The organism is Glutamicibacter sp. NPDC087661, assembly GCF_044743275.1.
GTDB lineage: Bacteria > Actinomycetota > Actinomycetes > Actinomycetales > Micrococcaceae > Glutamicibacter.
This window is the reverse complement of sequence record NZ_JBIUWE010000004.1, coordinates 61,865-75,507: the sequence shown is the minus strand read 5'-3', so window position 1 is coordinate 75,507 and position 13,643 is coordinate 61,865. Positions and strand designations below refer to the sequence as shown.

16 protein-coding genes, 3 tRNA genes and 1 riboswitch are annotated in these 13,643 nt (G+C 57.8%); of the genes, 15 read left to right on the top strand and 4 right to left on the bottom strand.

Annotation, left to right across the window (positions count from 1 at the left end; all coding sequences use genetic code 11):
- Positions 1-54 precede the first annotated feature (54 nt).
- The 6 genes from gyrA to ACIOTN_RS11805 all read left to right on the top strand — a co-directional run bounded on the left by gyrA (position 55) and on the right by ACIOTN_RS11805 (position 3,882).
- Entirely contained in the window at positions 55-2,682 is a 2,628-nt protein-coding gene (gene gyrA, locus ACIOTN_RS11830; protein ID WP_105658688.1) for a DNA gyrase subunit A, read from the top strand.
- Complete coding sequence (locus ACIOTN_RS11825; protein WP_105658687.1) at positions 2,679-3,287, top strand: DUF3566 domain-containing protein; 609 nt, start codon at positions 2,679-2,681, stop codon at positions 3,285-3,287. Before gyrA ends, ACIOTN_RS11825 begins: the two co-directional genes overlap by 4 nt.
- A gap of 122 nt (positions 3,288-3,409) precedes the next feature.
- Positions 3,410-3,483, top strand: a tRNA-Ile gene (locus tag ACIOTN_RS11820).
- Positions 3,484-3,514: 31 nt separating this feature from the next.
- A complete protein-coding gene (locus tag ACIOTN_RS11815) occupies positions 3,515-3,634 on the top strand; it encodes a DLW-39 family protein (protein WP_219844366.1) in 120 nt (39 codons plus the stop codon).
- A gap of 7 nt (positions 3,635-3,641) precedes the next feature.
- A tRNA-Ala gene (locus tag ACIOTN_RS11810) sits at positions 3,642-3,714 on the top strand.
- Between the two features lie 95 nt (positions 3,715-3,809).
- A tRNA-Ala gene (locus tag ACIOTN_RS11805) sits at positions 3,810-3,882 on the top strand.
- Between the two features lie 67 nt (positions 3,883-3,949).
- Here the strand turns inward: ACIOTN_RS11805 and ACIOTN_RS11800 are convergent.
- Positions 3,950-5,092 carry a glycosyltransferase family 4 protein gene (locus ACIOTN_RS11800; protein ID WP_400341851.1) on the bottom strand — a complete coding sequence of 381 codons (1,143 nt, stop codon included), beginning with the start codon at positions 5,090-5,092 and terminating at the stop codon, positions 3,950-3,952.
- 109 nt (positions 5,093-5,201) lie between these two features.
- Between ACIOTN_RS11800 and ACIOTN_RS11795 the strand changes: the two genes are divergently transcribed.
- Positions 5,202-6,173, top strand: a complete 972-nt coding sequence (locus ACIOTN_RS11795) for a bile acid:sodium symporter family protein (RefSeq protein WP_332594769.1) — start codon at positions 5,202-5,204, stop codon at positions 6,171-6,173.
- A 129-nt stretch (positions 6,174-6,302) separates the two neighbouring features.
- Complete coding sequence (locus tag ACIOTN_RS11790; protein ID WP_105658702.1) at positions 6,303-7,169, top strand: DMT family transporter; 867 nt, start codon at positions 6,303-6,305, stop codon at positions 7,167-7,169.
- Between the two features lie 6 nt (positions 7,170-7,175).
- Here the strand turns inward: ACIOTN_RS11790 and ACIOTN_RS11785 are convergent, their stop codons facing one another.
- Positions 7,176-7,382 carry a hypothetical protein gene (locus ACIOTN_RS11785; protein WP_105658684.1) on the bottom strand — a complete coding sequence of 69 codons (207 nt, stop codon included), beginning with the start codon at positions 7,380-7,382 and terminating at the stop codon, positions 7,176-7,178.
- Between the two features lie 171 nt (positions 7,383-7,553).
- Here ACIOTN_RS11785 and ACIOTN_RS11780 point away from each other — a divergent pair, with 171 nt between their 5' ends.
- Together ACIOTN_RS11780 and ACIOTN_RS11775 are read left to right on the top strand one after the other, a co-directional pair.
- Positions 7,554-8,099, top strand: a complete 546-nt coding sequence (locus tag ACIOTN_RS11780; protein ID WP_105658683.1) for a peptidylprolyl isomerase — start codon at positions 7,554-7,556, stop codon at positions 8,097-8,099.
- Positions 8,100-8,198: 99 nt separating this feature from the next.
- Positions 8,199-9,056 (top strand): rhomboid family intramembrane serine protease, encoded by an 858-nt coding sequence (locus ACIOTN_RS11775; RefSeq protein ID WP_402735396.1) that lies wholly within the window; start codon positions 8,199-8,201, stop codon positions 9,054-9,056.
- 481 nt (positions 9,057-9,537) lie between these two features.
- Here the strand turns inward: ACIOTN_RS11775 and ACIOTN_RS11770 are convergent, their stop codons facing one another.
- Positions 9,538-10,155: a LysE/ArgO family amino acid transporter gene (locus ACIOTN_RS11770; RefSeq protein ID WP_105658681.1), complete on the bottom strand. Its 618-nt coding sequence runs from the start codon at positions 10,153-10,155 to the stop codon at positions 9,538-9,540.
- A 76-nt stretch (positions 10,156-10,231) separates the two neighbouring features.
- Here ACIOTN_RS11770 and ACIOTN_RS11765 point away from each other — a divergent pair, with 76 nt between their 5' ends.
- Both ACIOTN_RS11765 and ACIOTN_RS11760 read left to right on the top strand, forming a co-directional pair.
- Positions 10,232-11,110, top strand: a complete 879-nt coding sequence (locus ACIOTN_RS11765; protein ID WP_105658680.1) for an ArgP/LysG family DNA-binding transcriptional regulator — start codon at positions 10,232-10,234, stop codon at positions 11,108-11,110.
- Between the two features lie 5 nt (positions 11,111-11,115).
- A riboswitch (guanidine-III (ykkC-III) riboswitch) is annotated at positions 11,116-11,181 on the top strand.
- 11 nt (positions 11,182-11,192) lie between these two features.
- Entirely contained in the window at positions 11,193-11,510 is a 318-nt protein-coding gene (locus ACIOTN_RS11760; RefSeq protein WP_105658679.1) for a multidrug efflux SMR transporter, read from the top strand.
- A gap of 60 nt (positions 11,511-11,570) precedes the next feature.
- Here ACIOTN_RS11760 and ACIOTN_RS11755 read toward each other — a convergent pair whose 3' ends face one another.
- Complete coding sequence (locus ACIOTN_RS11755; protein WP_105658678.1) at positions 11,571-11,828, bottom strand: cell division protein CrgA; 258 nt, start codon at positions 11,826-11,828, stop codon at positions 11,571-11,573.
- Positions 11,829-12,049: 221 nt separating this feature from the next.
- Between ACIOTN_RS11755 and ACIOTN_RS11750 the strand changes: the two genes are divergently transcribed.
- Genes ACIOTN_RS11750 through ACIOTN_RS11740 form a run of 3 tightly spaced genes read left to right on the top strand, consistent with a single transcriptional unit; the run spans position 12,050 to position 13,643 of the window.
- Positions 12,050-12,823 carry a class E sortase gene (locus ACIOTN_RS11750; RefSeq protein WP_105658677.1) on the top strand — a complete coding sequence of 258 codons (774 nt, stop codon included), beginning with the start codon at positions 12,050-12,052 and terminating at the stop codon, positions 12,821-12,823.
- Positions 12,824-12,831: 8 nt separating this feature from the next.
- A complete protein-coding gene (locus ACIOTN_RS11745) occupies positions 12,832-13,002 on the top strand; it encodes a hypothetical protein (protein ID WP_013347422.1) in 171 nt (56 codons plus the stop codon).
- Positions 12,999-13,643 carry an aminodeoxychorismate/anthranilate synthase component II gene (locus tag ACIOTN_RS11740; RefSeq protein WP_105658676.1) on the top strand — a complete coding sequence of 215 codons (645 nt, stop codon included), beginning with the start codon at positions 12,999-13,001 and terminating at the stop codon, positions 13,641-13,643. The genes ACIOTN_RS11745 and ACIOTN_RS11740 overlap by 4 nt, the downstream gene beginning before the upstream one ends.

Below are 13,643 nucleotides of genomic sequence, written 5' to 3'. Positions count from 1 at the left end.
CCGCCGCCACCACAGATATCCACCGAAGACTTTTTTGACTTGTAAGGGAAGAAATTGAGCGACGAGCAAACCCCTGAGAACGCACCAATGGACGGCGAGATCATCGAGCCGGTCCCAGAAGGCGGTCGCATCGACCAGATCGACCTGCAGACCGAAATGCAGCGTTCGTACCTCGACTACGCCATGGCCGTTATTGTCGGCCGCGCGCTGCCGGATGTGCGCGATGGCCTGAAGCCGGTGCACCGCCGCGTGCTGTACGCAATGTACGACGGCGGCTACCGCCCTGAGCGCTCGTACAACAAGTGTGCCCGCGTGGTCGGCGAAGTCATGGGCCAGTACCACCCGCACGGCGACACCGCGATCTACGATGCGCTGGTCCGCCTGATCCAGGACTGGGTCATGCGCTACCCGCTGGCCCTGGGCCAGGGCAACTTCGGCTCCCCGGGCAACGACGGCGCCGCCGCCCAGCGTTACACCGAAACCAAGATGGCCCCGCTGGCCATGGAAATGGTCCGCGACATCAACGAGAACACCGTTGATTTCCAGGACAACTACGACGGCAAGAACCAGGAACCAACGGTTCTTCCGGCGCGTTTCCCCAACCTTTTGGTCAACGGCTCCTCCGGCATCGCCGTGGGCATGGCCACCAACATCCCGCCGCACAACCTGCGCGAAGTCGCCGAGGGCGTGCAGTGGTACTTGAAGAACCCGGAAGTTTCGCGCGAGGAGCTGCTCGCCGAGCTGATGCTGCGCGTGAAGGGCCCGGACTTCCCATCCGGCGCCATGATCCTGGGCACCAAGGGCATCGCCGATGCCTACCGCACCGGCCGCGGCTCGATCACCATGCGCGCAGTGGTCAACGTGGAGGAAATCCAGGGACGCACCTGCCTGGTGGTCACCGAACTGCCGTACATGGCCAACCCGGATAACCTCGCGGTGAAGATCGCCGAACTGGTCCGCGACGGCAAGATCGCCGGCATCGCCGACATGCGCGACGAGACCTCGGGCCGCACCGGCCAGCGCCTGGTCATCGTGCTCAAGCGCGATGCCGTGGCCAAGGTAGTGCTGAACAACCTGTACAAGCACACCGAGCTGCAGTCCAACTTCTCGGCCAACATGCTCGCGATCGTCGACGGGGTGCCGCGCACCCTGCCGCTGGATGGATTCATCCGCCACTGGGTCACCCACCAGATCGAAGTGATCGTCCGCCGTACCGAATACCGCCTGAAGAAGGCCGAGGAAGAAGCCCACATCCTGCGCGGCCTGCTCAAGGCCCTGGATGCCCTGGACGAGGTCATCGCCCTGATTCGCCGCTCGGCTACCACCGAGGCGGCGCGCGACGGGCTGATGGAGCTGCTGGACATCGACGAGGCGCAGTCCCGCGCCATCCTCGACATGCAGCTGCGCCGCCTGGCCGCCCTCGAGCGCCAGAAGATCCAGGATCGCCATGCCGAGCTCGAGCGCATGATCGCCGAATTCCAGGCGATCATCGCCGATCCGGCACGCCAGCGCCAGATCGTCTCCGAAGAACTGCAGGAAATCGTCGACAAGCACGGGGACGAGCGCCGTACCAAGGTGCTGATGGGCTACGACGGCGACATGAGCGTCGAAGACCTGATTCCCGAAGAGGAAATGGTCGTCACCATCACCCGCGGCGGCTACGTCAAGCGCACCCGCATCGACAACTACCGTTCGCAGGCACGTGGCGGCAAGGGCATCAAGGGCGCGAACCTGCGCGGGGACGACGTGGTGGAGCACTTCTTCGTCACCTCGACCCACAACTGGCTGCTGTTCTTCACCAACCACGGCCGGGTTTACCGCACCAAGTGCTACGAGCTGGCCGAGGCCGGCCGCGATGCCAAGGGCCAGCACGTAGCCAACGTGATGGCCTTCCAGCCGGACGAGCACATTGCCCAGGTGCTGGACCTGCGCACCTACCAGGATGCGGCCTACCTGATGCTGGCTACCCGCAACGGCTTGGTCAAGAAGACCCGCCTGGAGGATTACGACACCAACCGCACCGCCGGCGTGATCGCGATCAACCTGCGCGAGGACGATGAACTGGTCTCCGCGCAGCTGGTCAGCGAATCCGATGACGTGATGCTCGTCTCACGCAAGGGCCAGTCGGTCCGCTTCACCGCCACCGATACCGCGCTGCGCCCCATGGGCCGTGCAACCTCGGGCGTGACCGGTATGAAGTTCCGCGAAGACGATGAACTGCTGGCAGCCGATGTGGTCCGCGAAGGCTCCTATGTCTTCACCGTGACCAACGAGGGCTACGCCAAGCGCACCACCGTCGAGGAATACCGTGTGCAATCCCGCGGTGGTTTGGGCATTAAGGTGGCCAAGCTCAACGAGGAACGCGGTGAGCTGGTTGGCGCGCTGATCGTCGACGAGACCGATGAGGTCTTGGTGGTGATGGGCTCGGGCAAGGTGGTCCGCTCGGCCGTTTCGCAGGTTCCTTCCAAGGGCCGCGACACGATGGGCGTCATCTTCGCCAAGCCGGACAAGAAGGACCGGATCCTTGCGGTTGCCAAGAACTCTGAGACTGAGCTCGAAGAGAACTTGGAGGAAGATGCCGTAACGTTGGACGCAGAAAACACGATCGATGAGTCATCGGCTGTGCCAGAAAACGAATCCGGCGCGGAAAATGATGACAACACTAACGGAGGTAACGCATGAGCACGCCCTCGACGCCACGCCCCAGCGGCGGTGCCCCGAAGAGCGCAGCGCCGCGACCTACCCAGGTAAAGCGTCCAGCTCCGACCGGTACTGGCGCCCGTCCGGCTAGCGCCGGCGCACGACCAGCAGCAGGCCAGGCACGTCCAGCGGGCCAGCGCCCGACAGGAGCGCCGCAGCGCCCAACCAGCCAGCAGCGTCCGGCCAATGGCCAGGATCGCCTGGTTCGTCCAGCGCCCAAGGCGAAGGTCCGCAAGGCCCGCCTGCTGGTTTCCAAGGTGGAGCCCTTCTCGGTTCTGAAGCTGGCCTTCCTGCTCTCGGTAGCTTTCGGTGTGATCACCGTGGTTGCCGCCGTGGGCATCTGGGCTGTCTTGGATCTGACCGGAACCTTTGATGCGTTCAACCAGCTGATGCGCGAGGCCATTGGCGCCGACGGCAACTTCGACCTGCGCGACACCATGTCGCTGGGCCAGGTGGCTTCCTACGCGACGATCATCGCAGTGGTGAACGTAGTGGTAATTTCCGTGGTCTCCATGCTTGGCGCGGTGCTGTACAACATTGCTGCTTCACTGGTCGGCGGAGCCGGAGTGACCCTCACCGACGACTAGGAACACCCCAAGTCGAGCCCGGGATTCATGCTGTGATGCATGACACCCGGGCTCGATTTGTATCTTTGGGAGAACACCGGTAAAGTTTTATTTCGTTCCGAAGGGAACAAAAACAAAAGCAAGGGCGTATAGCTCAGGCGGTTAGAGCGCTTCGCTGATAACGAAGAGGTCCCAAGTTCAAGTCTTGGTACGCCCACGGAAACCTTGCTGGAGAGAAAGAGGGAGTAATGAAAAAGTTCCTGGTTCTCGCATCGATCGCGGCTGCTGCAGTAGTCTTGGTCAAGAAAGCGAAGGCTTCGTCGGAAACGAAGGAAACCTGGCATCAGGTAGCCGATAAAGTTTCCTAAAGCTTTTGGGGCCTTAGCTCAGTTGGTAGAGCGTCTGCTTTGCAAGCAGAATGTCAGGAGTTCGATTCTCCTAGGCTCCACAAAAGAAAGTGGCGGAAAGTGAAAACTTTCCGCTAATTCTTTTTGATTGATCCGGTTGGATTGGTCTTGGAGTGGAAACTTCAAAATTGAATACGGGGCCTTAGCTCAGTTGGTAGAGCGTCTGCTTTGCAAGCAGAATGTCAGGAGTTCGATTCTCCTAGGCTCCACATTTGCCAAAAGGCGGAAAGTGAAAACTTTCCGCCTTTTGCGTATCCAGAAGAAAATTCTATTTCGCTAGTGCGGGATCCGGGCCATCCGGACATGCTCATAGTGTCCAATAAGCTGCTCGCCAATGCTGTGCCAGGACCGATCCTGGACACTGCTAAGCGCAGCGCTGGCAAAAGCCAGCCGTTTCGCATCGTCATAGGCCAAGTCGCTGACCCGACTGCGCAGCTCACTAAGGTTTCCTGGCTGATAGAGCCAGCCCGTGCGCGAGGAATCCACCAGATCCAGCGGTCCCCCACGGCCTACGGCCACGACAGGCACACCACAGGCCATGGCTTCCTGAATGGTCTGGCAAAAGGTCTCTGAGGCGCCAGGATGCACAAAGATGTCCATCGAAGCCATGACCTCGGCCAAGCGTTCCCCGGAAAGGAAACCGGTGAAGTGGGCGTTGGGCAAAAGGCTGCGCAGTTCGTCCTCGAGTGGGCCGGAACCGACGATCACCAGCCGAGTATTCTCAAGACTCGCCAGGGCCTGCAGGTCCGCGACCTGCTTCTCTGCTGCCAGCCGGCCGACGTAGCCAATGACTACCTCGTCATTCGGGGCAACCGCCTGCCTGAACTGCTCGCTTCGCCGTCTTGGCGTGAACTGCGCTGTATCTACTCCCCTGCCTGAAATGGCAAGCCGCGGAACGCCCAGAGATTCGAGCTGGTGGTAGGAAAACGTGCTTGGAACCAGAGTGAGGTCCGCACCCGTGTGGATCGCTCTGACGTGCTCCCAGAGCCTCTGCGTCAGCCACGGCATTTTGTAGCGTGCCGCGTAGCTGGGAACCTCGGTCTGATACAGCGCCACGGTGGGCAATTCGAGTTCCTGTGCAGCGCGCAGAGCCTGCCATCCAAGGATGAACGGGCTAGCCAGATGAACTACGTCGACGCGCTCTCGAGCCAGCATCTTGCGCAGGCGCGCCACACTGGTGGTAGCGACCCGAACCTCGGGATAGCTTGCCAAAGGCATCGACGGAACTGTGAGGATCTTGAAGCCCTGATAGAGCTTTGGCACGCCATGGCCCGACAGCTCCCCTGCCAGCGAGCCTGCAGGGGTAATGACCACGGCCTCCTGGCCAGTCTGCCTGAGGTGATCCAGCGTCTTGAGGATTGAGTTGGTGACCCCATTGAAATGGGGAAGGAACGATTCAGCGACGATTGCTACCTTCACATCTTCAGCATGCTTTTCGTCAATTACACGCAAGTGAATATGACAAGGGTAGTGGATTAACTTCAGCTGTCTCGTTGTGGCCGCAACTCTTTAGTGGCAAAATACCTAGGTGCCCTATGAACAGTCCAGCCCTTCCGCCGTGGCGGTAAATGCCAATAAGAACGAAAAAGACTCCCGCATCGCGGTGTTGCTATTCCCTGTGCTGATTTTGCTGGGCGGACTGTGCGGAATGCTCGTTCCCCAAGCGTTCGTGGGGTTTTCCGGATGGATAAATCCCCTGCTGATGGTGATCATGTTCTGCATGGGGCTGACGCTGACCTTGCCAGACTTCGCCTTGGTGTTCAAGAACCCGTTGCCGGTGCTCGGCGGTGTCGCAGCGCAGTTCATCGTGATGCCATCCATGGGCTGGCTGGTCGCCACGCTGCTGCAGCTTGAACCTGCCTTGGCCGCCGGCCTGATCCTGGTTGGCTGCGCACCAGGTGGCACGGCATCGAATGTGGTTTCCTACCTGGCTCGAGGCAATGTCGCCTTGTCCGTTGCCATGACGTCCGTGTCGACCTTGCTCGCACCGCTGCTGACCCCGGCGCTGGCCTTGTGGCTGGCTGGCCAGTACATGCCGGTCGATGCTGGATCCATGGCCGTCAGCGTCATCAAGATCGTACTGATCCCTGTGGTCCTAGGCATCGTCCTGCGCATGCTGTTCAACCGGTTCGTGGCGAAGATCGGTGGTGTGCTGCCATGGCTGTCGGTGCTAGCCATCACCTTCGTGGTGACGGTCATCGTCGCGGGCAGTGCACAGACGATTTTGACTGCTGGCCTGCTGGTCCTGGTTGCGGTCATTTTGCATAATGCCCTGGGCCTGGCTTTGGGGTATGCCATGGGTGTCCTGTTGCGCGTTCCCGAAGCTTCCCGGCGCACAATTGCCATCGAAGTCGGCATGCAGAATTCAGGCCTCGCCGGTGGGCTAGCGAAGCAATACTTCTCGCCTGAAGCCGCTCTGCCAGGTGCCGTATTCTCTGTTTGGCATAACTTGTCCGGCGCATTGATCGCAGCTTATTGGCGGAGAAAAGACGCTAAATAGCTCGAGAGTGCGGGCACGGATAAAAGTATTCCATCATAAGAATATCTTGATCTGTCCAAGTATTCGCCGGATCCGGCACGTTCCGAGTTCGAATGAAGCCCATGCGCTGGGAAACTGTAATCTTGATTGGTGACCATCTTGCTTGCCTTGGTCGGAATTCTCGGGATTTCGGCATCCGGCCCCATTATTGCCGCCTTCCCTGGTGTCCCGGTTCTCTCCATGGCCTTTTGGCGCAATGGAGCTGCGGCGGCCGCGCTCAGCGCACCGGCACTGCGAAAGAACTCCAAAGCTTATCTGCAGATGACCGGGCGAGAATGGTTCTTCACCGGGGTAGCAGGTGTAGCTCTCGCACTGCATTTCGTGTGCTTCATGTATTCGATGCGACTAACCAGCGTGGCTGCTGGAACGGCACTGGTGTGCATCCAAGGTGTCTGGATCGCGATTTACCAGGTTCTTCGCGGAACCAAATATCGAACGCAGGTTTTCCTTGGCATGGGCATTGCGCTGCTTGGTGCAATCATCATCACGGGATTCGACATGGGGCTGGGACGTGATGCCATCATTGGCGACCTCTTGGCACTAGCCGGTGGCGTCTTGGCCGCTGTGTACACGCTGGCCGGATCCGTGGCTCGCAGGACCTTGGGAACTACAACGTATGCCTCGAGCTGCTATGCCATTACCGCCGCAGTGCTGCTAATCCTGTGTTTCCTGACTGGAACGCCGATTTGGGGTTTCGACGCCCGAGGATGGATGGCGATCATTCTGCTGACGCTTTGCGCGCAGATCTTTGGCCATACCGCCATGAATCATTTGCTTAGCGTGCTCGGTCCGCTCACGGTCTCGACGCTGATTCTGCTCGAGATTCCTGGCGCGGCAATCCTGGCGGCAATGTTCTTGGGGCAGGTAGTTCCTATCGCTACCTATGCCGGGTTGGCCGTGATACTTGTTGGGCTTGCCCTCGTGATTCGAGGGCAAGCCCAACCAAAAGCAGCCTAGACGGCTTTATTTGTCATCTTCGAGGATTTCGCGGATTTCTTCCACGCTGGCTTCACGCGATTCAACAGGCTCGTGCGGTTGTGCAGGAAGTGGTTCGTTTTCCCATGGATCCTCAATTGGTTTCGAGGCCTTCCACACAGCTACCAGCACTGCGACAAGTCCCGCAATCAAGCCAACGGCTAGTACTTTTCCTGCTTTGCTCTTCTTGCTCATGCATTGCTCCCGATCCGAAAAAATTCACGCTAACCGACAGTTCAAGACTAGGCAGTTCTATGCCCAGTGGCCAGCAGTATCGGACAAGCAACCTAAGAATGGTCCAAATTTTCTCTCAACGCGTACGTCAGTATTTAGCGGGTCGAGCATAGATCATGGAAGAATGAAGGCATGACCGCAAACGCAACTCATAAAGCCACGATTCACACTACTTTGGGCGATATCGTTGTCGATCTCTTTGGCAACCACGCACCAAAGACCGTAAAGAACTTCGTTGGCCTCTCGACCGGTGAGCAGGAGTGGGTACACCCAGAATCCGGTGACAAGAAGACCAACACCCCGCTGTACAGCGGAACCATCTTCCACCGCATCATTTCTGATTTCATGATTCAGGGTGGCGACCCACTGGGCCAGGGCTTCGGCGGCCCAGGCTACCAGTTCGATGATGAGATCCACCCAGAACTGAACTTCAACGAGCCTTACAAGCTGGCCATGGCCAACGCGGGCATCCGCATGGGCCGTGGAACCAACGGTTCGCAGTTCTTCATCACCACCGTTCCTACCACCTGGCTGCAGGGCAAGCACACCATCTTCGGTGAAGTCCTTGACGCTGACTCGCGCAAGATCGTTGACGCGCTGAACGCCGTTGCTACCGATGGCCGTGACAAGCCACTGGAAGACGTCGTTATCAACTCGGTCGACATCGAGACCCTGTAACAACACAGGCGCACCAACCCGAGGCTCCGACGATTCCCTAGCGGCATTGTCGGGGCCTCGAGTATTTAATCCTTCTCCCCCAACTCAAGGCAGGTACTGATGTCCTTTGGACAGGTTTTCCCAGAGGGCCAAGCAACTCCGACGTGCTATCGACACCCGCAGACGGTGTCCTATGTTTCATGCCACCGGTGCGGACGTCCGGTCTGCCCGCAGTGCCAGGTCTCTGCGCCTGTAGGTGTGCAATGCGTAGACTGCGTCGCGCAAGCCAATAAGAACCTGCCGCGGCAGAAGACCCAATTCGGTGGCCGGGCTCGATCCGGTGCTCCTGTTATCACCTACACTTTCATCGGCCTGAACGTGCTGGTGTATCTGCTGCAGTGGATCATCCCTGGATTCACCAATCAGCTTGTACTTGCGCCGGCTCTGGCCGCCTATGAGCCATGGCGCCTGATCACCAGCGCCTTTGCCCACTCGACGAGCTCCTTCTTGCACCTTGCCATGAACATGTACGGCGTCTACATCTTCGGCACCATGCTCGAACCAAGGATGGGACGGCTGCGCTTCACCTGGCTATACCTGCTCAGCGCTTTTGGCGGTTCACTGGGCGTTCTCCTGCTGAGCAACCCGATCAGCGCCACGCTCGGCGCTTCGGGCGCACTGGCAGGCTTGTTCCTCGCAACTTTCGTAGTGTTCCGTTCCAACAAGCAGGCACTTCGCTCCATGGGAATTATCCTGGCGCTGAATGTCGTTCTCGGCTTCGTTATTCCCAGTATTTCGTGGCAGGGGCATCTGGGCGGAGCGATATTGGGTATCCTCGCAGCCTGCTGCATTGTGCTGATCCCGCGAAGTAATCCACAGCGTGCGCGTAACCAGATACTTTTACTCACGGACTTGTCGATTGCGTTGCTGGCAGCCCTTTACCTCTCCACGGAAGCAGTGAAGTGGCCCTTGGGATAGTTCGAAAAGAAGCAATGCAGTTATCCACACTGCTTATCCACACTGTTAATAACTTACAAGCGTGTAACTCTCGAGGCCTAGTGGTTATTAACAGCCCCAAGACCCCGTGATATCAGGGATATTCGCCTTGGAGTACCCAATACTCACAACCTTGTCCCCAGTTGTGGATAACTTTTTAACAACCCCTGTAGATAGTGCATATACGAATCCACCGACTGTTAATAACTTCGGGTTCGAAAGTTTAAACGAATCATGAGAATCACGGTTCAATAAGCGGAATCACGCCTTATCCACAGCCGGAATCCACAGTGTTAATAACTTACAAGCATGTCATTTCAGTTTCCAATATCCCCGTTGACCTGTACTTTATCCGAAAAATCGTGAACTCTACCCAAGTTCTCCCCAGCTGTGGATAACTTTGTGAACAACTGTTTATAAAAGTTGTTCACAGTCACTGTGGATAAGCGTGTTTGCCTGTGGATTACTTGGTGAGAACTGGCAGGATCAGCATGCTGGCAAAGATGAGCATGACGATTCCGATAAGTACATCAAGTACCTGCCACGCCTTGGGGTTGGCAAAGAGCGGGGCAAGGAAACGTGCGGCGTAGGCAAGTGCGAAGAACCAAGTGAAGCTGGCAATGATCGCACCAGTGGCGAAATAGGGTGCGCCTGCGGCTTGGGAAGTAGCAATTGAACCAAGAAGCAGTACCGTGTCGATATAGACATGTGGATTCAGCCAGGTGAGGGCCAACGTCGTTCCGATGATCGAGACGGCTGTTGTTGCACCGGGGAGCCCTGAGACTTTCAGCGCCTCGGGCTTCAGTGCTCGGCGGAAAGCGAAAATCGCGTAGCTTGCCAGGAAGATGAAACCGCCTATTCGCGCAATCACCAATATCCAGGGCGCTCGGTCGACAAGCGCTCCCATGCCGCTGGCTCCGGCGGCAATCAGGATCGCATCTGATAATGAGCACACCAAAGCGGTGATGAAAACATGCTCTTTCCTGATTCCCTGGCGCAGCACAAACGCATTTTGCGCACCGATGGCGACGATGAGGGACAGGCCAGTGGTAAAGCCGAAGAACAAGGATCCAGAGAGCATGTAGAAACTGTAAGAGATTAGCTGATCTGCGTCGAACTTAAGTTTCTGATTCTAGATTAGAGTTCCTAATGTGAACATGGATGTGGAACACCTCGAAACCCTGCTTGCGGTAGTTGATGCGGGAAGCTTCGATGATGCCTCGATTGATCTGGGAGTGACCGCTTCGGCCGTCAGCCAGCGCATCAAGGCCTTGGAGAACCGCCTGGGCGCAGTCCTGCTCGTCCGCAGTCGCCCGGTTAGGCCTACCGAGCATGGACTGAAAGTTCTGCGCTATGCGCGACAGATGACGCTGCTCAGTGCAGAGTTCTCCAAAGAGATAGCCTCCGAAAATCCGATCCCGATCGCCATTGGAGTCAACGCGGATTCGCTCTCCACTTGGTTCGGTCCGGTATTCTACGAGCTCGCGAAGTTCGAAGACCTCTCCTGTGAAATAGTGCGTACCGATGAAAACAGGGGACTGGAGCTACTTCGAACCGGTCGCGTCAGCGCCGTGGTCACCAATGCGGAGGAGAATATCCAGGGTTGCATCAGTGACAAACTGGGTGCACTGCGCTATCGCGCAGCCGCGCAAGCTTCGGTGGTCCAACGCCATGTACCTACTGGGGCCGTGGAAGAGCTCATTCGCACTCCGATGGTGGTCTTCGATCGTGAGGATCCCTTGCAGCATGAGATGCTCCAGCGGGTTGCCGGGGCTAAAGCGCGACCGGAAGGCCAAGTCCACCATGTTCCAGATTCCATGCAGTTCGTTGCGGCCATAGAAGCGGGGATGGGGTGGGGGATGATTCCAGAAACGCAGCTGCAGAAAGCCAGCGGGCTGCAGGTACTCAACGAGCAATGGTTTATCGATGTGCCACTGTATTTTCAGCGCTGGGCTGTGGACTCGCAGATCCTCGCGAGGATAGGTGGCATTTTGGTCACAGCCGCGAGACAGCAAGGCCTGCATTTGCTAGCCTGAGGTGGTCACCAGCAATCATTGCTTGGACCCGGACGAGGGAGCCGTACCCGGAGCGCGACAAGACGGCCAGAAAGTATCTGGCATGCATTGGGTAATTTTGATCGTTTCCGGACTATTCGAAGCGGTATGGGCCATCGCTCTTGGCATGAGCGAGGGGTTCTCCAAACTCGTTCCGACCATCGTCTTCTTCGCGGCGCTGGTTGTGTCCATGGGTGGACTGGCCTACGCCATGAAGGAAATTCCCGTCGGCACTGCATATGCCATCTGGGTAGGCATCGGAGCCTCGCTTGCCGTCATTTACTCGATGGCCACCGGACAGGAAGCCTTCAGCGTACTGAAGATGGTCTTCATTCTCGGATTGGTTGGTTGCATCATCGGCTTGAAAGCCGTCAGCCACTAATATCAAAAGCCGCCATTAAACAACTTCGCCGGCCCCCTCAGCAGGGGGCCGGCGATACGGCTATTTCCAGCCCGTTGTCATGAAAAAGCCGACCATCGCAATACCGAAGCCGACAACGATGTTCCAACCGCCGATATTCGGAATCGGGTACAGGGTCTGCGAAACGTAATAAACGATGATCCACAGCAAGCCCAGAAGCATCAGTCCGAACATGACTGGCTTGTACCAGCCCGGCATCGGCTTATCGATGGCATGGGCGCTCTGGCGCGTCTCCTGCGGCTGTGAATTCTTCTTGCGTCGTGGCTTTGACTCCGGCACTCGAATGCTCCCTCGGCTTCATCTGCTTAATGTAGTAAATGTGGGTGACCTTCAGGTCTTCCCGGTAGGCTTGGGTGCAAGAATGCTGAGAACTGCTTAGTGCATTCCTACGTAGCTTCCATACTAGCCGTTACCCGCTGGAACTCTGGGTTTTGGCCAGTATCGACCCATCTTAGTTGACCTATTTCGCGCATTTCTTTCCCTTAAGGAGCCAGACCGCCGTGAACCGATCAGCCACTGCGCAGGGACGTCGCATGCAGCACCGACGACCGTCGGCAGGAAACCGTATTGCCGGATTCTTTGGCGAACTGCTGATCACCCTTGGCATCTTGCTGATGCTCTACGTGGTGTGGGAACTGTGGTGGACGAATATCGACTCGGCCCAGGCCCAGAAGGAAGTCACCGCAAACCTCGTGCAAGAACTTGGCGAGGTCGTGGTGCCGGAAGGCAACGAGGAGGAAGAGGAGAAGGACTACGGTCCGGCTCCGGTCACGGAATTGGCTCCCGGAGAAACTTTCGGGATCATGTATTTCCCGCGCTTTGGCGCTAGCGGATCGCACCACCCGGTGACCTACGGAGTGGAAGACCACGTGATCGATAACCTCGGCATTGGCTATTACCCGACCACGCAGCAACCGGGGGAGCTGGGCAACTTCGCCGTAGCGGCCCACCGCCAGACCCATGGCCAGGTCTTCTGGGATATTGACAAGCTGCAAGACGGCGACAAGATCTATCTGCAGACTGCACAGGGGTATTACACCTACACCTGGTACGCCACCGAGATTGTGGCTCCATCCAATGGCGATGTCCTGTTGCCTACCCCGCACCAGTGGGGAGTGGAACCAACGAAGTCCATCTTGACCATGACCACCTGCCATCCGAAGTACTCGACCCAGCAACGCATGATCGCGTATTCGGAACTCACCGATTGGCGTCCACTGGATGCAGGTCCGCCGAAGGAAATCCGTGACATGGTCATCGACGCAACGAGCTAGGAGAAGAGATGTACGCCTGGATATTTAGAAATCTGCCCGGCCCTTTGTGGCTTCGTATTTTTGAAGCATTGATTCTCATTGCCGCGATCGTGCTATTACTGATGATGTACGTTTTCCCATGGCTGAACCAGTACATCAGCCCATTCACCGATTCAACGATTGGCCAGAGCACCCCGTGAGCAGCACCAGGATCCTCGTGATCGATAACTACGACAGCTTTGTGTACACCCTCGTGGGTTACCTGCAGGAGCTGGGCGCGGAAACCACCGTATACCGCAACGACGATTTGAGCGTTGGGGAAGCAACTAAGTTGGCTGCGGAATACGACGGTGTGCTGATCTCCCCGGGCCCGGGCGAGCCTGCAGGAGCGGGTGTCAGCATCGATCTGATCAAGTGGTGCGGGCAGCAGCGCAAGCCAATGCTCGGTGTCTGCCTTGGGCATCAGGCGCTCGCTGAAGCCTATGGCGGCACGGTCACGCACGCCGAAGAACTAATGCACGGCAAGACCTCGCTGGTGAGCCACGAAAACCACCCGGTCTTCAACCAGGTAGCCAACCCCTTCACCGCAACGCGCTACCACTCCCTGGCAGCCGTACGCGAGAGCATCCCTGCTGAGCTTGAAATCATCGCTGCTACCGCCGGGGGAGTCATCATGGGGCTGGCGCACCGGGAAGCACCACTATGGGGCCTGCAGTACCACCCAGAGTCGGTGCTGACCGAGCAGGGATACCAGATGCTGGGCAATTGGCTGGAATTCGTAGGACTTCAGGGGGCAGCCAAGAAGGCCACGACCCTGAGCCCGCTCTTCAGCGGAGAGTAG